This is a genomic window from Streptomyces altiplanensis, from assembly GCF_053591575.1.
On the sequence record NZ_JBSFUB010000121.1, the window covers coordinates 1 to 18,557 of the forward strand.

At 71.7% G+C, this 18,557-nt stretch carries 18 protein-coding genes; 4 read left to right on the top strand and 14 right to left on the bottom strand.

Annotated elements, in window-relative coordinates:
• Nucleotides 1–107: 107 nt before the first annotated feature.
• The 7 genes from fbaA to ACWD0Y_RS32345 all read right to left on the bottom strand — a co-directional run bounded on the left by fbaA (nucleotide 108) and on the right by ACWD0Y_RS32345 (nucleotide 6,428).
• Nucleotides 108–1,130: a class II fructose-bisphosphate aldolase gene (gene fbaA / locus ACWD0Y_RS32315; RefSeq protein ID WP_093799883.1), complete on the bottom strand. Its 1,023-nt coding sequence runs from the start codon at nucleotides 1,128–1,130 to the stop codon at nucleotides 108–110.
• Between the two features lie 200 nt (nucleotides 1,131–1,330).
• Nucleotides 1,331–1,870, bottom strand: a complete 540-nt coding sequence (pyrE, locus tag ACWD0Y_RS32320; RefSeq protein ID WP_450263842.1) for an orotate phosphoribosyltransferase — start codon at nucleotides 1,868–1,870, stop codon at nucleotides 1,331–1,333.
• Nucleotides 1,871–1,906: 36 nt separating this feature from the next.
• Nucleotides 1,907–2,695, bottom strand: coding sequence for an aldose epimerase family protein (locus ACWD0Y_RS32325; protein ID WP_450263843.1), 789 nt, complete (start codon nucleotides 2,693–2,695; stop codon nucleotides 1,907–1,909).
• Nucleotides 2,696–2,773: 78 nt separating this feature from the next.
• Complete coding sequence (locus ACWD0Y_RS32330) at nucleotides 2,774–3,604, bottom strand: SRPBCC domain-containing protein (RefSeq protein WP_450263844.1); 831 nt, start codon at nucleotides 3,602–3,604, stop codon at nucleotides 2,774–2,776.
• A gap of 86 nt (nucleotides 3,605–3,690) precedes the next feature.
• Complete coding sequence (locus ACWD0Y_RS32335; RefSeq protein WP_450263845.1) at nucleotides 3,691–5,313, bottom strand: polyamine aminopropyltransferase; 1,623 nt, start codon at nucleotides 5,311–5,313, stop codon at nucleotides 3,691–3,693.
• 51 nt (nucleotides 5,314–5,364) lie between these two features.
• Nucleotides 5,365–5,883 carry a DUF2617 family protein gene (locus ACWD0Y_RS32340; RefSeq protein WP_450263846.1) on the bottom strand — a complete coding sequence of 173 codons (519 nt, stop codon included), beginning with the start codon at nucleotides 5,881–5,883 and terminating at the stop codon, nucleotides 5,365–5,367.
• A gap of 338 nt (nucleotides 5,884–6,221) precedes the next feature.
• Nucleotides 6,222–6,428, bottom strand: a complete 207-nt coding sequence (locus ACWD0Y_RS32345) for a hypothetical protein (protein WP_450263847.1) — start codon at nucleotides 6,426–6,428, stop codon at nucleotides 6,222–6,224.
• A 137-nt stretch (nucleotides 6,429–6,565) separates the two neighbouring features.
• On the opposite strand from ACWD0Y_RS32345, the gene ACWD0Y_RS32350 reads away from it, so the two are divergent.
• On the top strand, nucleotides 6,566–7,777 hold the full coding sequence (locus ACWD0Y_RS32350) for a pyridoxal phosphate-dependent aminotransferase (RefSeq protein WP_450263848.1): 1,212 nt from the start codon (nucleotides 6,566–6,568) through the stop codon (nucleotides 7,775–7,777).
• 169 nt (nucleotides 7,778–7,946) lie between these two features.
• On the opposite strand, the gene ACWD0Y_RS32355 is transcribed toward ACWD0Y_RS32350, so the two are convergent.
• Together ACWD0Y_RS32355 and clpB are read right to left on the bottom strand one after the other, a co-directional pair.
• A complete protein-coding gene (locus ACWD0Y_RS32355; RefSeq protein ID WP_450263849.1) occupies nucleotides 7,947–8,477 on the bottom strand; it encodes a YbjN domain-containing protein in 531 nt (176 codons plus the stop codon).
• Nucleotides 8,478–8,590: 113 nt separating this feature from the next.
• Nucleotides 8,591–11,176 (bottom strand): ATP-dependent chaperone ClpB, encoded by a 2,586-nt coding sequence (clpB, locus tag ACWD0Y_RS32360; RefSeq protein ID WP_450263850.1) that lies wholly within the window; start codon nucleotides 11,174–11,176, stop codon nucleotides 8,591–8,593.
• A gap of 122 nt (nucleotides 11,177–11,298) precedes the next feature.
• Here clpB and ACWD0Y_RS32365 point away from each other — a divergent pair, with 122 nt between their 5' ends.
• Complete coding sequence (locus ACWD0Y_RS32365; RefSeq protein ID WP_450263851.1) at nucleotides 11,299–11,715, top strand: pyridoxamine 5'-phosphate oxidase family protein; 417 nt, start codon at nucleotides 11,299–11,301, stop codon at nucleotides 11,713–11,715.
• Between the two features lie 125 nt (nucleotides 11,716–11,840).
• Here the strand turns inward: ACWD0Y_RS32365 and ACWD0Y_RS32370 are convergent, their stop codons facing one another.
• Nucleotides 11,841–12,161 carry a (2Fe-2S)-binding protein gene (locus ACWD0Y_RS32370; protein WP_450263852.1) on the bottom strand — a complete coding sequence of 107 codons (321 nt, stop codon included), beginning with the start codon at nucleotides 12,159–12,161 and terminating at the stop codon, nucleotides 11,841–11,843.
• Nucleotides 12,158–12,325, bottom strand: coding sequence for a hypothetical protein (locus ACWD0Y_RS32375; protein ID WP_450263853.1), 168 nt, complete (start codon nucleotides 12,323–12,325; stop codon nucleotides 12,158–12,160). The genes ACWD0Y_RS32370 and ACWD0Y_RS32375 overlap by 4 nt, the downstream gene beginning before the upstream one ends.
• A 155-nt stretch (nucleotides 12,326–12,480) precedes the next feature.
• Here ACWD0Y_RS32375 and ACWD0Y_RS32380 point away from each other — a divergent pair, with 155 nt between their 5' ends.
• Both ACWD0Y_RS32380 and ACWD0Y_RS32385 read left to right on the top strand, forming a co-directional pair.
• Nucleotides 12,481–13,491, top strand: coding sequence for a helix-turn-helix transcriptional regulator (locus ACWD0Y_RS32380; protein WP_450263854.1), 1,011 nt, complete (start codon nucleotides 12,481–12,483; stop codon nucleotides 13,489–13,491).
• A 415-nt stretch (nucleotides 13,492–13,906) separates the two neighbouring features.
• Nucleotides 13,907–15,901, top strand: coding sequence for a cellulose 1,4-beta-cellobiosidase (locus tag ACWD0Y_RS32385; RefSeq protein ID WP_450263855.1), 1,995 nt, complete (start codon nucleotides 13,907–13,909; stop codon nucleotides 15,899–15,901).
• Between the two features lie 151 nt (nucleotides 15,902–16,052).
• Here the strand turns inward: ACWD0Y_RS32385 and ACWD0Y_RS32390 are convergent, their stop codons facing one another.
• Genes ACWD0Y_RS32390 through grpE form a run of 3 tightly spaced genes read right to left on the bottom strand, consistent with a single transcriptional unit; the run spans nucleotide 16,053 to nucleotide 18,429 of the window.
• The gene (locus ACWD0Y_RS32390) at nucleotides 16,053–16,514 is read right to left on the bottom strand and encodes a heat shock protein transcriptional repressor HspR (RefSeq protein WP_093799898.1); all 462 of its coding nucleotides are present in this window, start codon (nucleotides 16,512–16,514) and stop codon (nucleotides 16,053–16,055) included.
• Nucleotide 16,515: 1 nt separating this feature from the next.
• Nucleotides 16,516–17,700 (bottom strand): molecular chaperone DnaJ, encoded by a 1,185-nt coding sequence (gene dnaJ, locus ACWD0Y_RS32395; protein ID WP_450263856.1) that lies wholly within the window; start codon nucleotides 17,698–17,700, stop codon nucleotides 16,516–16,518.
• Between the two features lie 51 nt (nucleotides 17,701–17,751).
• Nucleotides 17,752–18,429, bottom strand: a complete 678-nt coding sequence (gene grpE, locus ACWD0Y_RS32400; RefSeq protein ID WP_450263857.1) for a nucleotide exchange factor GrpE — start codon at nucleotides 18,427–18,429, stop codon at nucleotides 17,752–17,754.
• Nucleotides 18,430–18,557: the final 128 nt, after the last annotated feature.

Below are 18,557 nucleotides of genomic sequence, written 5' to 3' on the forward strand. Positions count from 1 at the left end.
ACCCGTCTTCCGGGGCGCCGGGCCGTTTCCCGTCCACGCCCTCCGCCGTCTCCTCGTCCGGGCGGGCGCGTTGCGGCTCGTCACCAAGCCGCGCGACGCGATCGTGCCTACTTCAGCTTCGTGCCGGTGGAGCGCAGGTTCGCGCACGCCTCGGTGACGCGCTTGGCCATCGACGCCTCGGCCAGCTTGCCCCAGGTGCGCGGGTCGTACGTCTTCTTCGAGCCGACCTCGCCGTCGACCTTCAGGACGCCGTCGTAGTTGCGGAACATGTGGTCCGCGATCGGGCGGGTGAAGGCGTACTGGGTGTCGGTGTCGAGGTTCATCTTCACGACGCCGTTCTCCAGCGCGGTGGCGATCTCCTCGGCCGTGGAGCCGGAGCCGCCGTGGAAGACGAAGTCGAACGGGGACGTCTTGCCGTACTTCTCGCCCACGCCCTCCTGAAGGTCCTTCAGCAGCTCGGGGCGGAGCACGACGTTGCCCGGCTTGTAGACGCCGTGCACGTTGCCGAACGAGGCGGCCAGCAGGTAGCGGCCCTTCTCGCCCAGGCCCAGCGCCTCGGCGGTGCGCAGCGCGTCGTCGACGGTCGTGTAGAGCTCGTCGTTGATCTCGTGGGTGACGCCGTCCTCCTCGCCGCCGGTCGGGGTGATCTCGACCTCAAGGATGATCTTCGCGGCGGCGGCCTTCGCGAGCAGCTCCTGGCCGATGGCCAGGTTGTCGGCGAGGGTCTCGGCGGAGCCGTCCCACATGTGCGACTGGAAGAGCGGGTTCAGACCCTTGGCGACGCGCTCGGCCGACACGTCGATCAGCGGACGCACGTACGTGTCCAGCTTGTCCTTGGGGCAGTGGTCCGTGTGCAGCGCGATCGTCACCGGGTACTTCTCGGCGACGATGTGCGCGAACTCGGCCAGCGCGACGGCGCCGGTCACCATGTCCTTGGAGTACTGGCCGCCCAGGAACTCGGCGCCGCCGGTGGAGATCTGGATGATGCCGTCGCTCTCGGCCTCCGCGAATCCGCGCAGTGCCGCGTGCAAGGTCTGGGTCGAGGTCACGTTGATGGCCGGGTAGGCGAACTTGCCTGCCTTCGCCCGGTCGAGCATCTCGTTGTAGACCTCGGGGGTTGCGATGGGCATCTGTCCGCTCCTTATGACGTGCGGGTGTGTGGTGCTGGGCCCTGACCTGGGGGCGACGTCATCGTCGCCCCTATCTTTCCAGACTCTCGCCGCGGCTCCACCCTGCGCACGGTCCGGTACATGCGCGAAGGGCGGACCGTTTCACATGAAACAATCCGCCCTCGAACGAATGCGCAGGTCAGGATGGCCGCGGGTCGCGGTTACGCGAGCCCGAGCTCCTCCAGCGAGTAGGCGTTGATGTACGGAAGGCCCGCCTCCGCGATCTTCGGGGCCGCGCCCCGCTCCACGATCACCGCGACACCGACGACCTCGCCGCCCGCCTCGCGGACCGCCTCGACGGCGGTCAGCGGCGAGCCGCCGGTGGTCGAGACGTCCTCGACGACCAGGCAGCGGCGGCCCTTGACGTCCGTGCCCTCGATGCGGCGCTGCATGCCGTGCGCCTTGCCCGCCTTGCGGACGACGAAGGCGTCGAGCCGCTGCCCGCGCGCGTGCGACGCGTGCAGCATGGAGGTGGCCACCGGGTCGGCGCCCAGCGTCAGACCGCCCACGCAGTCGTAGTCCAGCTCGGCGGTGGCGTCGAGCATCACCTGGCCGACCATCGGCGCGGCCTCGCCGTCCAGCGTGATCCGGCGCAGGTCGATGTACCAGTCGGCTTCGATCCCCGAAGACAGGGTCACCTTGCCGTGCACCACGGCCTTGTCCTTGATCTGCTGGAGCAGCTCACCACGTACGTCAGTCATGCCCATGAGCTTAAAGCCGTCGTCGCCGCCGCCGTGTCACAGCCGCCGCCAGGTCCAGGTGGTCTCGGTCTCCAGCGGCTCGATGGGGGTCACGTACCGCGGCATCGTGTTGAGCCCGTTCGGCGGCCCGGTCTGCGGCTCCACGCACACCGCTTCGGCCTGCTCGTCGTACACGACGACCCACTCGGCGCGGCTGGTCACCCTCAGCTCCAGCTGCCCCGGCCAGGTGAGCGTGACGTCCACGCCGTCCGGCATCCCGAAGCAGTCGTCCCACGGGCCGGGCCGGGGCTCGGTCCGCCGCCCGGTGGGGAGGTGGTCGTCGCCGCGCTCCTCCTGCCAGGCGGGGGTGAAGTCGATCCGCACGTCCTCCCCGCCGAGGTTGCGGAGGAACCAGGGGTGCCAGCCGGCCTGCGCCGGGAAGGAGTCGCTGTACGTCTCGATCCCCATCGTCAGGGTGAGGGAGTCCCCGGTCAGTCCGAAGGCCTGGGTGACCCGGCCCTGGTACGGCCACGGGTCGGCCAGGTCGTACGTGAACGCGGCCTCGCTCTTCTCGGCGCGGGCCGTGTGCCAGGCGGTGTCCCGGCCCGTGCCGTGGATCGCGTGGGGCGGGGAGTTGAGGGGCATCCGGTGCAGGGTCGCGCCGCTGAGGAACCTTCCGTGGTCGATGCGCCCGCACCACGGCACCATCGGGAAGCAGCCGTACCGCTCCCCCTGCCGCAGCAGTTCGGTCCCGCCGATGCGCAGGCCGGTGATGCGGCAGCCGTTGTCCTGGGCGATGGTCAGCTCGGCGTCGCCCGCCGCCAGTCGCGTCTCTTGGGTGCTCACGTTCCCGACCCTAAGGTCTGCCGCCCGGCGGGGCGTGCGCGACGGCGCTGCCGACCCGCGTTCCACCGCCGCCGGGGCTCAGCGCCTGCGCCGCAGCACCCGTCCCACCACGACCGCCGAGGCCAGCACGAGTGCGGCGGCGGGGGCGACCCAGCGCAGGGTGTCGGTCGTCGAGGTCGACTGCGGGGCGGGGACCGGGGCGTACCGCCCGCGCGGCGGCGCGTGGTCGACCTCCTCCGCGCTGCGGCCGATCATGGTGCGCCGCGCATGGGCCGCCTCGGCCGGCGGCTCCGCCGGCGAGGGGACCCCGGGCACGTCCTCCAGGCCGGGTACGTCGGCCGGCGGATCCAGCGACGGCGGCGGCACCTCGGTGTCGAAGACCGACGGCCGCGGCTCGCCGCTCCCGTCGGCGTCGGCCTCGGCGTCGGCGGGGCCGGTCGCGGCGTCGCCCGCCGTGCGCGCGTCCGCCCGCGTGCCGTCGGCCGGGGTTTCCGCCAGGCGGGTGGTGAAGCGGTCCAGCAGGCGGTGGGACGCGGACAGCGTCGCCGGCGCGTCGAGCTCCGCGATGCGGCCCTCGCCGCTCGCCGTGCCCGTGTACGTCACCGTCGTACCGCCGTCGGCCTCCTTCAGCCGTGCCGTCAGCACCAGCTTGACCGACCCCGTGCCACGGACCTCCGTGCCCTCGCCCTCGACGGCGAAGGTGCCGTCCGGGCGGCCGGTGACGCGCAGGGTTCCCCGGTACGTGATCGTGTGGCCGCCGATGCGGACCCTCAGCCGTCCGGTGAGCGGACCGGACGCCTCGTCGGCGTCCTGCTGGAGGCCGGGCACGCAGCGCGCGACCCGGGCGGGGTCCCCCAGCGCGTGTCGCAGGGCCTCTGCCGGAACCGGAACGAACACCTCATGCTCCATGGGACCCGAGCCTACTCACGCATGCCCGCCCCGCACCCGCCCCTGCGAGGAATCCGCACAAGTGATCCGGCGGGTGCCACGGGCGGTCAGTGCGCGTACCGCGGGTGCACCAGGGTCGACGCCACCACTCCCGGCACCCGCGCCTCCTGTGCCGACCGCTCCCCGGCCCGGAGCACCGCCGGCGTCAGCGACCGCAGCCGGGGGGCGTCGGCCGCGAGTCCGAGGCCGGGGCGCGCGCCCCGCGCGGCGAGCACGAAGCCCCAGTCGTGCGGGGCCACCGCCGTGCCCGGGTCGCGGTCGGGGCCCCCGACGAAGCCGGAGAGGCGGCCGGTCGTACGGTACGGACGCGTCCGCAGCCCCGCGGCCCGCAGCGTCGCGTCGACCGTCCAGTAGACCCGCGGCCGGGTCGCCAGCGGCCCCGCGTGGACGGCCATCCGCCCGCCGCTCGCCAGGACGCGTGACGCCAGCCCGAAGAACTCCTGGGAGTACAGCTTCGTGCTCGGTGTGATGCCGGGGTCGGGCAGGTCCGAGATGACCACGTCGTACGGCCGCCGGCCCTGCCCCTCGTCCCGCAGCCAGGTGAACGCGTCGGCGGTCTCGACCCGCAGCCGCGGGTCCCGGTGGGCTCCTCCGTTCAGCGCCGACAGGGCGGGGTCGTCACGGGCCAGTCCGACGAGGTCCGGGTCCAGCTCCACCACCGTGAGCGACTCCACGTCCGGGTAGCGCAGCACCTCCCGCGCCGCCAGCCCGTCACCGCCGCCCAGGATCACCACGCGCGCGTGGCGTCCGCGCATCGCGGGGTGGACCAGCGCCTCGTGGTAGCGGTGCTGGTCGCGGCCGCTGACCCGCAGCCGCCCGTCGAGGAAGACGTCGAGCCGCCCGTCCGGGCCGCCGGTGACGACGATCTCCTGTACGTCCGTCTGCACGGCGACCCGCACCCCTTCCCCGTACACCGCCCGCCGCGCCGCCCGCTCGAAGTCGTCGACGAGGACCGTCGCGGTGGCGAGCAGCGCCAGCACCACCGTGTTCGCGACGACCAGCAGGCAGCGCTCGCGCCGCGTCAGCTCGCGCCGGAAGAGCCACAGCACCAGCGCCCCGCCCGCCACCGTGTTGACCGCCCCGGTCAGCAGCGCCCCGGTCAGCTGTCCGCACAGCGGCAGCAGGAGGAACGGGAAGGCCAGGCCGCCGACCAGCGCCCCGACGTAGTCCGCGGCGAAGAGGTCCGCCACGTCGCCGCTCGTGTCCCGGCCCTCCCCGCGCCGGGCCACGCGCTGGATCAGCGTCATCAGCAGCGGGATCTCGGCGCCGATGAGCACCCCGATGGCCAGCGAGAAGCCGACCAGCACGTACCGTGCCCCGCCGAGCCAGGCGAACGTCGCGTAGAGCACCAGCGCCGAGGCGCCGCCGACCAGTGCCAGCGCGGCCTCCACCAGGCCGAACCCGACCGCGGCACGGCACCGCAGCCGCTTGGCGAGCAGCGAGCCGATGCCCATCGCGAAGACCATCACCGAGAGCACGACGGACGCCTGGGTGACGGAGTCGCCGATCAGGTACGACGCGAGGGCGACCAGTTCGAGTTCGTACACGAGGCCGCACGCGGCGCAGACGAAGACCACACCGAGCACCAGGAAACGGCCGGTACGCGGACGCACAGGCAGGGCCGCCGGGGCTTCCGGCGCCGAAAGCGGCACAGGCGCATCGATCACCATGGGAACGCTACGTCACAAGAAGCTGACCGGACGTCACCCATGAGAGTGCACTTACAGGGCCGCATGCATACGTGCGCCGACCCGTGATCGCGTCGCCACCAGCCGGCCTTCCTGCGGGTACGCGTGCCAGGTGCGCCACCGCACCTGGCCCTCGCACCGCTGCGCCAGCATCGCCGTGAACGCGTGCGGACTGCCGGGAAACGTGCCCGCCAGGCCGTGGGGGTGGTCGGCGACGAGCGCGAGGAGTTCCTGCGCCCGGTTCGCGAACTGCCTCTGGGAGAGCGTCTCCACGCGGGCGGCGAATTCGTACTCCCACGTTCCGAGCCGTTTGGCCACGCCCAGTGGCAACGGCGTACTGGTGTCGGACATGCAGGCGACTGTCTCGGAACAGGAACTTCCGTCCTCCTCCAGGAGCACTTGGTGGGAGGCCCCGAGGAGTCTCAACTGGATTATGGCGCCGCCCAGTTGCAGGTCGAGCACAGCGAGGGCCGGCAGCGGCTCGCGCCCCAGCGCCCAGGCCAGATCGGCGGCGCGCGTGTCGGTGTAGGCAGTCTTGAGGGTCGTGAGCATGAGTGGGCTCCGCAAACAGGCGTTTAGAAAGGCGGACAGGGGTCACCCGGGGGTGTGTGGGGGAATTCGGGGACCGCCTGCTCGGGTCCACATGAGGTCCGAGGGCTGGTGTTCTCGACAGCGAGGGAATCACGGAGAGTGCTGCCGTCACAGCGCTTTTACCCAACTTGACGTGCTTTCCATCCCCCGGGGGACCACCCGGTTCAACTGTTCAACAGGAAAGCACCCGGCGGGAGTTCACCCGCCGGGCGCGTGGGTCTGACGTTCTGTGCGGTGCTGCTGTGGTACGCGGGGCGAAGCCTTCGCCCCGCGGTGGCGGCGGAGGCGACTGCCCCGTGTCAGTCGCCTCCGCCGCCGCCCCCTCCACCGCCGCCGCAACCGCCACCGCCGCCCCAGGACGAGCCGTCGTTCTGGCTGCCCTCCCACCAGCTGCCGCCACCGCTGTAGCTGCCGCCCGGCCCCCGGCCGCGCTTCCCCGCGAGCGCGGTCAGTCCCACGATCGCCAGCACCACGATCACCAGCAGGCCGAATCCCACGATCCCCACGGCCCTCACCGTCCTTCCGGCCCCCCGAAGCGAGGTGCTCGCTTCTTCCGTGTCTTGCGTGACCGGGTGATGCCCTCGGCGCTCCGGCGCCAAAGCAGACTTGAGCTACTCCAGAGCTTCGGCCCAGGATGGCCGTCATGACGACGCCGACAGACCAAGCACGCGGCCGGGACCACGGCCGGCGCCCCCTGCTCAACCGCAGGCTGGCGGAGTTCGGGACGACGATCTTCGCGGAGATGTCGGCACTGGCCCTGAGGACCGGTTCGATCAACCTCGGCCAGGGCTTCCCCGACACCGACGGCCCCGAGGAGATCAGGGAGGCGGCCGTCCGTGCCCTGCGCGACGGCCGCGGCAACCAGTACCCGCCCGGCCCCGGCGTCCCCGAACTGCGTACCGCGATCGCCGCCCATCAGGAGCGCTTCTACGGACTGGTCCACGACCCCGACACCGAGGTGCTCGTCACCGCCGGCGCCACCGAGGCGATCGCCGCGTCCCTCCTCGCCCTGGTGGAGCCCGGCGACGAGGTCGTCGCGCTGGAGCCGTACTACGACTCGTACGCCGCCTGCATCGCGATGGCGGGCGGCACCCGCGTCCCGGTCACCCTGCGCCCGCGGGAGAACCGGTACGTGCTCGACCTGGACGAACTCCGCGCCGCCGTCACCCCCCGCACCCGCCTCCTCCTCCTCAACACCCCGCACAACCCCACCGGCACCGTCCTGACCCGCGAGGAGCTGACCGCGATCGCCGCGCTCGCGGTCGAACGCGATCTCCTCGTCGTCACCGACGAGGTCTACGAGCACCTGGTCTTCGACGGCGAGCACATCCCGCTCGCGTCGCTGCCCGGCATGCGCGAGCGCACGGTCACCATCTCCTCCGCCGGCAAGACCTTCTCGTACACCGGATGGAAGGTCGGCTGGATCACCGCGTCCCCCGCCCTGGTGACGGCCGTCCGCAGCGCCAAGCAGTACCTGACGTACGTGTCGGCCGGGCCCTTCCAGTACGCCGTCGCCGAGGCCCTGCGGCTGCCCGGCACGTACTTCACCGGCCTCCTCGACGACCTGCGGGCCAAGCGCGACCTGCTGTCCGCCGGGCTCGCCGACGCCGGCTTCGAGGTCTACCGCCCGGCCGGCACGTACTTCGTCACCACCGACATCCGCCCGCTGGGCGAGACCGACGGCTTCGCCTTCTGCCGTGCGCTGCCGGAGCGGTGCGGGGTGGTCGCCGTCCCGAACGCGGTCTTCTACGACCACCGGGAGGAGGGCGCGCCGTTCGTGCGGTTCGCCTTCTGCAAGCGGACGGACGTGCTCCAGGACGCGGTGGCCCGCCTGAAGGGCCTGGCCGGCGGTTAGCCCGGCAGACCGGCCGGCGGCCTGGCTGCCCGCCGCGGCCCGGCCGGCGGGCATGAGAAAGCCCGGCCGGGGGCCGCGGTCGTGGTGACCGCCGCCCCGGCCGGGCTGCCGCTGAGCCACGGGGCGCACCTGGTGACGGCCGCCCCGGTCCCGCCGTGAAGCGCGCCGCTCAGGCGCCGTCTTCGCTGTCGCCCTCGGCGGAGTCGACGTCCTTCTCCAGGCCGAGCTGCTCGACGAGCCACTTGTCGAACTCGATCGAGGCGCGCACCCAGCCGACCGTCGACGAGACGAAGTGCTCCAGGCTGACGCCGGTGCCGATCAGCATCTGCGCCTCACCGATGAGACGGACGGTGCCGTCGTCGTGGGTGTGGCTGTAGACCTTGGGCCACAGCGTGCGGCGGTTCCAGTCGTCGATCAGTTCGAGGAGCTGGACCTTCTCCTCGATCGCGTGCGGCCGGTCGTAGAAGGTCCGTACCGAGAAGACCTGCTGGTCGTCCTCGCCGCGGAACATGAAGTACGTGCGGAATTCCTCCCACGGCGCGGCGAGGTCGCCCTCGTCGTCGACGACGTACTTCAGCTCCATCTGGTCGAGCAGCTGCTTGACGAGGTCCTGGTCCGGGACGACGGGGCCGGCCGGCCCTTCCGGCTGCGGTTCGGGCTGGCCCCCGAAGTTGGGAATCGAGGACGGGTCGATAGACATGTTCAGTACTCCTGGGATCTCGCGTGTGGGGTCTCGGGTGGCTGCCTGACATCGACCCTAGTCGCGAAAGCGGGCCGGGGTCCTTCGCCCTCCGCTGAACTCCGCCGAAACCACTACCGCGCGGCGCCCACGGTCAGTCCGTCCCCGTCCCGGTCCACCCGTACCGTGTCGCCGTCGGTGATCTCGCCCGCCAGGATCTCCTTCGCGAGCCGGTCGCCGATCGCCGTCTGGATGAGGCGGCGCAGCGGCCGGGCGCCGTAGGCCGGGTCGTTCCCCTTGTCCGCCAGCCAGGCCAGGGCGGCCGGGGTGACGTCGAGGGTGAGGCGGCGGTCGGCGAGGCGCTTGGCGAGGCGGCCGATCTGGAGCTCGGCGATGTGCGCCAGCTCGTCCCCCGACAGGGCGGAGAAGACGACCAGGTCGTCGAGGCGGTTGAGGAACTCCGGCTTGAAGGAGGACCGTACGACCTCCAGGACCTGCTCCTTCTTCACTTCCGCGCTGGTCAGCGGCTCGACGAGGTACTGACTGCCGAGGTTGGAGGTCAGGATCAGGATGGTGTTGCGGAAGTCCACCGTCCGGCCCTGGCCGTCGGTGAGGCGGCCGTCGTCGAGGACCTGGAGCAGGATGTCGAAGACCTCGGGGTGCGCCTTCTCGACCTCGTCGAGGAGCACGACGCTGTACGGGCGGCGGCGGACCGCCTCCGTGAGCTGGCCGCCCTCCTCGTAGCCGACGTAGCCGGGCGGGGCGCCGACCAGCCGGGCGACGCTGTGCTTCTCGCTGTACTCGCTCATGTCGATGCGGACCATGGCCCGCTCGTCGTCGAAGAGGAAGTCCGCGAGCGCCTTGGCCAGCTCGGTCTTGCCGACACCGGTCGGGCCGAGGAAGAGGAACGAGCCGGTCGGACGGTCGGGGTCGGCGATGCCGGCGCGGGTGCGGCGCACCGCGTCCGAGACCGCCCGTACCGCCTCGTGCTGTCCGATCAGGCGCCTGCCGAGCTCGTCCTCCATGCGCAGCAGCTTCTGCGTCTCGCCTTCGAGCAGGCGTCCGGCGGGGATGCCGGTCCAGGAGCCGACCACGTCCGCGATGTCGTCGGGACCGACCTCCTCCTTGACCATGGTGTCGGTACGGGCCTCGGCCTCGGCGGCGGCGGCCTCCTCCAGCTCGCGCTCCAGGCCGGGGATCTCGCCGTACAGCAGCTTGGAGGCGGTGTCGAAGTCGCCGTCGCGCTGGGCGCGCTCGGCCTGGCCGCGCAGGTCGTCCAGCCTCTCCTTCAGCTCACCGACGCGGTTGAGGCCCTGCTTCTCCTTCTCCCAGCGGGCGTTGAGGCCGCGCAGCTCCTCCTCCTTGTCGGCGAGGTCGCGGCGCAGCTTCTCCAGGCGCTGCTTGCTCGCCGGGTCGGACTCGTTCTTGAGCGCGAGCTCCTCCATCTTCAGCCGGTCGACGGAGCGCTGGAGCTCGTCGATCTCGACGGGCGAGGAGTCGATCTCCATGCGCAGGCGCGAGGCGGCCTCGTCGACGAGGTCGATGGCCTTGTCGGGGAGGAAGCGGGAGGTGATGTACCGGTCGGAGAGGGCTGCGGCGGCCACCAGCGCGGAGTCCGCGATCTGCACCTTGTGGTGGGCCTCGTACCGGCCCTTGAGGCCGCGGAGGATCGCGATGGTGTCCTCCACGGTCGGCTCGGCGACCAGCACCTGCTGGAAGCGGCGCTCCAGGGCGGGGTCCTTCTCGATCCGCTCGCGGTACTCGTCGAGGGTCGTCGCGCCGACCATGCGCAGCTCGCCGCGGGCCAGCATCGGCTTGAGCATGTTGCCCGCGTCCATGGCCGAGTCGCCGCCGGCGCCGGCGCCCACGACGGTGTGCAGCTCGTCGATGAAGGTGATGATCTGGCCGTCGCTCCCCTTGATCTCGGAGAGGACGGTCTTGAGCCGCTCCTCGAACTCGCCGCGGTACTTGGCCCCGGCGACCATCGCGCCCAGGTCCAGCGACACCAGCCGCTTGTTCTTCAGCGACTCGGGCACGTCGCCCTTGACGATGCGCTGGGCGAGCCCTTCGACCACGGCCGTCTTGCCGACGCCGGGCTCACCGATCAGCACCGGGTTGTTCTTCGTACGCCGCGACAGCACCTGCACGACGCGCCGGATCTCCTGGTCCCGCCCGATGACCGGGTCGAGCTTGCCTTCGCGCGCGGCCGCCGTGAAGTCGGTGCCGAACTTCTCCAGGGCCTTGTACTGGCCCTCCGGGTCGGGTGTGGTCACCCGGCGCCCTCCCCTGATCTTCTCGAACGTCTCCAGCAGTTTCGCGGCGCTCGCGCCCTCCTGGGAGAGTACGTCCCCGGCCTTGCCGCCCTTGGCCGCGATGCCGATGAGCAGGTGCTCGGTGGAGAGGTAATCGTCGCCCAGCTCCTTCGCCCGCTGCGAGGCGTCGGCGATGACCGCGAGCAGCTCGCGATTGGGCTGCGGCGGGGCCACGGTCGACCCCGTCACGCTGGGCAGCGCGGCGAGCACGCGCTCGGCCCCGGCCCGTACGGCCGCCTGGTCCGCCTCGACGGCGGCCAGCAGATCGATGATGTTCTCGTTGTCCTCGCCCGCGAGCAGGGCCAGCAGCAGATGCGCGGGGGTGAGGTCCGCGTGCCCGTCCTGCACGGCCCGATTGCTCGCCGACTGGATCGCGTCCCGGCTCTTGTTGGTCAGCTCTGCGTCCACTGCGCTCTCTCCTCCTCGGCGGGGCGGGGAGCTTTCTCCCTCAGCTATGACTTGTTCAGCATCCGCAAAGTTGAGTCTATTCCACTCAAGGCGAAGAAAGACAGCACGGCTACGCTGCCACCATGGCCATCGACGTACGCAACCCCGGTCCGGAGTACCTCGCCTTCTGGCGCGAGTACCACTTGTGCACGCTGACAACCCCGCGCCCGGACGGCTCGCCGCACGTCGTCCCGGTCGGCGTGACGTACGACCCCGAGGCGGGGCTCGCCCGCGTCATCACCAACAAGACCAGCACGAAGGTCGCGAACGTGCAGGCGGCGGGGCCGGACGGGGCGCGGGTCGCCGTCTGCCAGGTCAAGGGCGGTCACTGGGCGACGCTGGAGGGGCGGGCGGTCGTCCGTACGGAACCGGAGCTGATCGCGGAGGCGGTACGCCGCTACGCCGAGCGGTACGAGCGCACGCCGGCGCCGAACCCGGACCGCGTGCTGATCGAGATCACCCTGGACCGCGCGATGGGCCGGGCTCCGGGCGCGGCCTGATCAGGGTCCGGGCCCGGAACCCGCTCCGGGTCCGGGCAGCACAGCGGCGCCACCGTGTTCAGGTCCACGGTGGCGCCGCTGTGTGGGGGAGCGCCTGAGCGATTTGTAACGACGGGGGAATCGCTTCAGGCGCTGCGGGGGGTGGCAGTGCTGGTTTCTGGTTCGAACAGCTGGTGGTCACGCTGGTCGAGATTGACGAACACCATGCCGTAGCGCACGACACAGCGAACGGGCTTCGGCGCCCCTCGGGGCTTGCGGAGGCACCGGTAGGCACGGACGTCCTCATCCTCTTCACGCGCGACCAGGATCGGCTCGCCGAACAGGGTGACCATCAGCGAGTCGCCACGGTGGGGAATGGCCGTGACCAGGTCGATGAAGTGCCACCCCGAGCGGTAGGCAGTGGCCATCTCGCGTCTGAAGGTGCGGTCGTCCGGTGGGACGGTCATGCGTCCGTCTCGGCCGGCGCGACGCCCCAGCCGGTGTCCGACGGACCTTCCGCCTGTACGTTGCCCCAGCCGGTGTCCGGCGGGCCGGCCAGCTGAGAGTTGCCCCAGCCGGTGTCCGGCGGCGAGTCCATCACGCCGCTGCCACCCAGGGCCCCGAAAGCCACGGCCACAGAGAAAGCAACGGCAAGCGCCGAGCGAAGCAATATTTTGTACATGGTCGGCTTCGTCCTCACTTGAAGGTTTCCTCTCCCCCGTGTCACAAAGACGATGGCTCATTCAGGCACGTCAACGCCACAGAACCGATGCATCATGTTCCTGCATGTTCAGGACCCTGGGGGGTGGAGATTTGCCTATAAATGAATCAAAACCGACACATCCCCATGCCGTCACCGAGCTGTGTGACGACGGAGCGGAGTTCTATGCCAGCGCCCTGAGCGCGGGACGGATAGCGCGCGCCGAGGTGCATACGGCCCCGTGTCTGCTGGATTTCGCCTTGCTGCATCCCGATCCGGACGACGAAACGTGGCTCCGTCCGGTTCCACCGTCCGTCGCACTGGCGCAGCGGCTCCACCCCCTGGAACGGGAGATCCAGGACCGGAGACGCCATTCCGTCGAACTGACCGAGTCCTTTGAGCCGTTCATGGCCATCAGCGCCCAGGACCCGGCGCCCACCCACGCGATCACCGTGCTGGAAGGCTTCGCCCGGATCAACGCGGCGCTCAACCTCGCCACCGCGGAGTGCCGCAACGAGGTACTGACGATCCAGCCCGGCGGGCGGCGCACCGAGCACATCCTCAACCAGGCCCTCGAACGCGACAGGCCGCTGATAGACCGCGGGGTCCGGATGCGCACCCTGTACCAGCACACCGTCCGGCACAGCCAGGGCACGATGGCCTACGTGGACCGGATAGCCGACGGAAAGGTCGAGATCCGGACGCTCGAAGAACTCGTCGAGCGGCTCATCATCTGCGATCAGACGGTCGCCTTCATCCCGGCCCGCGACGACCAGCAGGTCGCTCTGGAACTCCGCCACCCCGGCCTCGTCCAGTACCTGATCGGCGTCTTCGAGCAGTTCTGGCAGCGGGGCGTGCCCCTCCAGGAGCAGGTCTCCTACAAGCACACCCCCGACGGCATATCCGGTGTCCAGCGCTCCATCGCCAAGCTCCTCGTCGAGGGGTACGTCGACGAGGCCATCGCCCGCCGGCTCGGCATGAACGTACGGACCGCCCGCGCGCACATAGCCAAGCTCGCCGCCACCCTCGGCAGCGGCAGCCGCGCCCAACTCGGCTACCTCATCGCCCAGTCCGGCATCCTGGAGCAGGACCACTGACCACCCTCCCCTCCTGACCACGATTTCGCCACCGCCATCTTGTTGCACCGCGGGAAACGGGGCCCCGGATGAGCGGAGACGGGGAAGAACCAGCGCGTTCACATGGCAGCCGGGAACGGCGCGGCGCCGCGATCCGGCTCCGCACCGAAACACCGGCGAGGCGGTGGCCCGCAGGACGGGCATCGGCGTACGGACCCGCCACGCCCGCACCGCCACACTCGTGCAGGCGCTCAGCGCCTCGGGCCGGACCCGCCCCGGGGCGCTGCCCGTCCGCTCCGGCACAGCCGGGGCGCCCCGTCCGCATCTTCCCCAACCCGGCCTGGCGAAGCGGTAGTTTCACACCATCTCCATCTGTAAAGTCGTCCTCCCCCCACGTCTGTGACTCCTCTTCTCCAACAGAAAAGAGCTGCCGGCCGTGCACGTGGACACCCGCACCACCCTCCGCGCCGTCGCCACGGCCACCGCGCTCGCCATGAGCACCGGAGCGCTGTACGCACTCGGCGTCACCCCGGCCTCCGCCGCCTGCGCCCCGCCCACCTGGCAGGCGCAGTTCTTCGCCAACACGACGTTCACCGGAACGCCCGCCGCGACCGTCTGCGACGCCGCCGTCAGCGAGAACTACGGCACCGGCGACCCGGCCGGCGTCACCCTCCCCCCGGACGGCTTCGGCGTCCGCTGGTCCCTGACCCGCGACTTCGGCTCCGGCGGTCCCTTCACGCTCACCGCCGAGGCGCTCGACGGCATCAGGGTGTACGTCGACGGGGTGCGCCGGATCGACCTGTGGCAGGACGTCACCACCGTGCAGAGGAAGACGGCCGACATCACGATCCCCCGGGGCGTCCACACCCTGCGCGTCGACTACGCCGCCTTCACCGGCTCGGCGAGCGTCAGGTTCGGCTACGCGCCGCGCACTTCGCCCGACGTGGACACGGTGCCGCCGCTCGCCCCCGCGGGCGCGAGGACGGCGTACGACACGGCCACGCGCAGGGCCGCCGTCACCTGGTCGCCGAACGCCGAGATGGACCTGGCCGGATACCGCGTCTTCCGCCGCCTCAAGGGCACCGGCACGTACCTCGACGTCACGGGCGCGCCCCACATCACCGGCACGACGTACACCGGCGTCCCGCCCGCGACCGGCGAGGTCTGGTACTACGAGGTCCGCGCCGTCGACCGGGCCGGCCGCGAGGGTCCCGGCAGCGCCGACATGCCCGTCACCACCGTCGACAGGACGCCTCCCGCGGCCCCCGCCGGCCTCGCGGGGAAGCAGGAGGACGGCGACACCAACTCCCTGAGCTGGCAGGCGGCCGCGGACGCGGTGAAGTACGAGGTGTACCGCGCGGCCGGAGACTCGCGCGAGTACGCGAAGACCGCGACGGTGGAGACCCCGGCCCACACCGATTCCGGCCTCGACCCGGCGGTGGCGTCGTACAAGTACACGGTCAAGGCCCTGGACGCGGCCGGCAACGCGTCGCCGTACGCCCCCCACGTCACCCTCTCCCACGACACCGCCCCGCCCCCGCCGCCCACCGCGCCCGCCGTCACCGCCGAGGACGACACGGGCGTCACCCTGTCCTGGCGGAGCGGGGCCGCCGCCGGCACCGAGGCGTACACCGTCTACCGCGCCCCCGAGGACCTCGACGTCGAGACGGTGGTCGGCACGACGGAGGCGCTCACCCTCCGGGACACCACCGGCCAGGCGGGGCAGCGCTTCCGTTACCGCGTCGCGGCCGTCGACGCGGTGGGCAACGAGTCGGCGAAGACGGAGTGGGTGCACGGCCGGCGGGCGGTCGGCCCGGACGCCGTACCGACCGCGCCGCAGGAGCTGACGGGCACGCTCACGGGCGGCCGGCTGGAACTGGGGTGGGCGGCGGGCCCGTACGTCCCGGTGACCGGGTACCGCGTCTACAGGAGCGCGACGAGCCCCGTCCCCACCGGCGCCGGCGCGGAGCCCTACCGCGTCACGCAGGACCCCGCCCTGACTGTCGACGACGTCCCGGCCGACGAGCGCGGCCACTTCTACGCGGTCGTCGCCGTGACCCGGTACGGCGTCGCCTCGCCCGCCTCGGGCTCCTTCAAGCCCGTGTACCGGGCGCACCGGCCGCCCGCCGCGACCCGGATCTACGACGTGTCCGGCCACGACGGGATGGTGTGGTTCGTCTGGGACCACGTGGAGGCCGACGAGGGCGCGCCCGCGGTCACCGGCTACCGCGTCTACCGGGCGACGGAGCCCGGTGTCACGAAGGAGAACGCGACCGCACTGCCCCTGACCACGGACAACGAGTTCAGGGACACGGACGTGACCAACGGGACGGCGTACTACTACGCGGTGGCCGCGGTCGACGCGGAAGGCGGCGAGGCGTCGCTGTCGGCGGAGGTCTCCGCGACGCCGAAGGCCGACGCGGCCCCCTGACCAGGGGGCGCTGCCGGAGCGCCGGGCCCGCGGGACGATCACGCCCGGCGTTCCCCGCGCGGAACCGGTGCCGCGCCCCGGACACGCCGAAGGGGCCGGCGGACATCATGTCCGCCGGCCCCTTCGGCCGGGCCGCGGGGCTACGGCCTGTTCAGGTCTTCTGCTCACCCGGACGTCTGCCCGGCCGCCAGACCACCAGCGCGCTCGCCTGCTGCACGTCCTCGTACCGGACCAGGTCGCGCCGGTACGACGCGTGCACCTGCGCCTCGCGCTGCTGCAACGCGACCGCCGCGCCCTCCACCGCCGCCGAGAGTTCGGCGACGCGCTGCTGGAGCGCGATCACCTGGTTCTCCAGCTCGATGATGCGCTTGATGCCGGCCAGGTTGATGCCCTCGTCCTGCGACAGCTGCTGCACCTGGCGGAGCATCTGGATGTCACGGGCCGAGTAGCGCCGGCCGCGCCCGGCCGTGCGGTCGGGGGAGACCAGGCCGAGGCGGTCGTACTGCCGCAGGGTCTGCGGGTGCAGACCGGAGAGCTGTGCCGCGACCGAGATGACGTACACCGGCGTCTCGTCGGTCAGCTGGTACGGATTACGGCGCTGGCGCGGGTCCATCTCATGCTCCCTTCGCGGCCTGGAACAGCTCAGCCCGCGGGTCCTCCCCCGCGGTCGCCTCACGGTAGGACTCCAGTGCCTGGCGGGCCTTGTCGTCAAGGCTCTTGGGCACTTCGACCTCCACGGTGACCAGCAGGTCGCCGCGGGTGCCGTCCTTGCGGACCGCGCCCTTGCCGCGGGCGCGCATCGTGCGGCCGCCCGGCGTACCGGCCGGCAGCTTGAGGGTGACCGGCGGCCCGCCCAGCGTCGGGACCTTCACCTCGCCGCCGAGCGCCGCCTCCACGAAGGTGACGGGCACGGTGACGGTGAGGTTGTCGCCCTTGCGGCCGAAGACGGGGTGCGGGTCCACGTGGACCACGACGTACAGGTCGCCGGCCGGACCGCCCCGTTCACCGGGACTTCCCTTGCCGCGCAGCCGGATCCGCTGGCCGTCGGAGACACCCGCCGGGATGCGGACCTGCATGGTGCGCGAGGACTGGGCACGGCCGCTGCCCTTGCACACGTCGCAGGGGTCCTGGGCGATGAGCCCGCGGCCCCGGCAGTCGACGCACGGGTCGGTGAGCGAGAAGCCGCCACCGCCGCCGCGCGACACCTGTCCCGTACCGACGCAGGTCGGGCACACGCGGGGCGTGCCGTTCTTGTCGCCGGTACCGGAACACGCCTTGCAGGGTGCCTGGCTGGACATCCGGAGCGGGACCGTGGCCCCGTCGACCGCCTCGGTGAAGCTGAGCGTCACCTCGGACTCGATGTCCTGGCCGCGGCGCGGCTGCGTCCGCGCACCCGGACCGGCACCCCGGTTGAACAGGCCCCCGAACACGTCCCCGAGGCCGCCGCCGAACCCGCCGGCACCGCCGGTCTGGGCCCCGCCCTGGGCGCCTCCGAAGAGGTCGCCCAGGTCGAAGTTGAAGGTGCCGCCACCGGCGCCCGGGCCCGGACGGAATCCGCCGTTCCCGAACAGAGCACGCGCTTCGTCGTACTCCTTGCGCCGCTTGGGATCACCGAGGACGTCGTTCGCCTCGGAGATCTCCTTGAAGCGGTCCTCCGCCTTGGCGTCGCCCTTGTTGGCGTCCGGGTGGAACTCGCGGGCGAGCTTCCGGTACGCCTTCTTGATCTCGGCCTCGGTGGCGTCCTTCGGGACGCCGAGAACCTTGTAGTAGTCCTTCTCGACGAAGTCCTTCGTGCTCATCCCCGACGTCCCTCCTTCCTGCCGTTACGACATGTACTGCTCCTGGTCACGTCAGCCCTCTTCCGGGCCACCGCTCTCCTCGTCCGGCGCCTTGGCCGCGGGCTCGTCCGCCTTGGCGGGCGCGGCACCGGGCTGGGGCTCGGCCACCGCGACCCGCGCGGGACGGATGGTCCGCTCGCCGATCCGGTAGCCCGGCTGCAGGATCGCGACGCACGTCGTCTCCTCGACGTCCGGTGCGTACGAGTGCATCAGGGCCTCGTGGATCGTCGGGTCGAAGGGCTCGCCCTCCTTGCCGAACTGCTGCAGGCCCATCTTGGCGGCGACCGTCTCCAGCGATTCGGCCACCGACTTGAACCCGCCCACCAGCTCGCCGTGCTCACGGGCGCGGCCGATGTCGTCGAGGGTCGGGAGGAGCTCGCTCAGGAGGTTCGCGACGGCGATCTCCTTGACCGTGACCCGGTCCCGCTCCACGCGGCGACGGTAGTTCTGGTACTCCGCCTGGAGCCGCTGGAGGTCCGCGGTGCGCTCGTTGAGCGCCATGCGTACCTGGTCCAGCTGCGCCGTCAGAGCTACGTCCTGTACGTCCCCGGCCGGGGCCGCCGGGCCCGACTCCTCAGTGGAGTCGGCCCCTGCCTTCTCGGGCGCGGCGGCCTGCGGTTCGGCGTCTTCGGGAGTGGCGCCTGAGGGGACGTCGGGCTTCTCCTCGAAGCCCGGAGTCTCCTCGGTCATGCGGCGCCTCCCTGCCGGCCGGCGTCCTTCTCGTCGTCGACGATCTCGGCGTCGACGACGTCGTCGTCCGCCTTGGCCTGCTCGGCGCCGGGAGCGTCGCCGCCCGCGGCCTGAGCACCCTCGGCGTT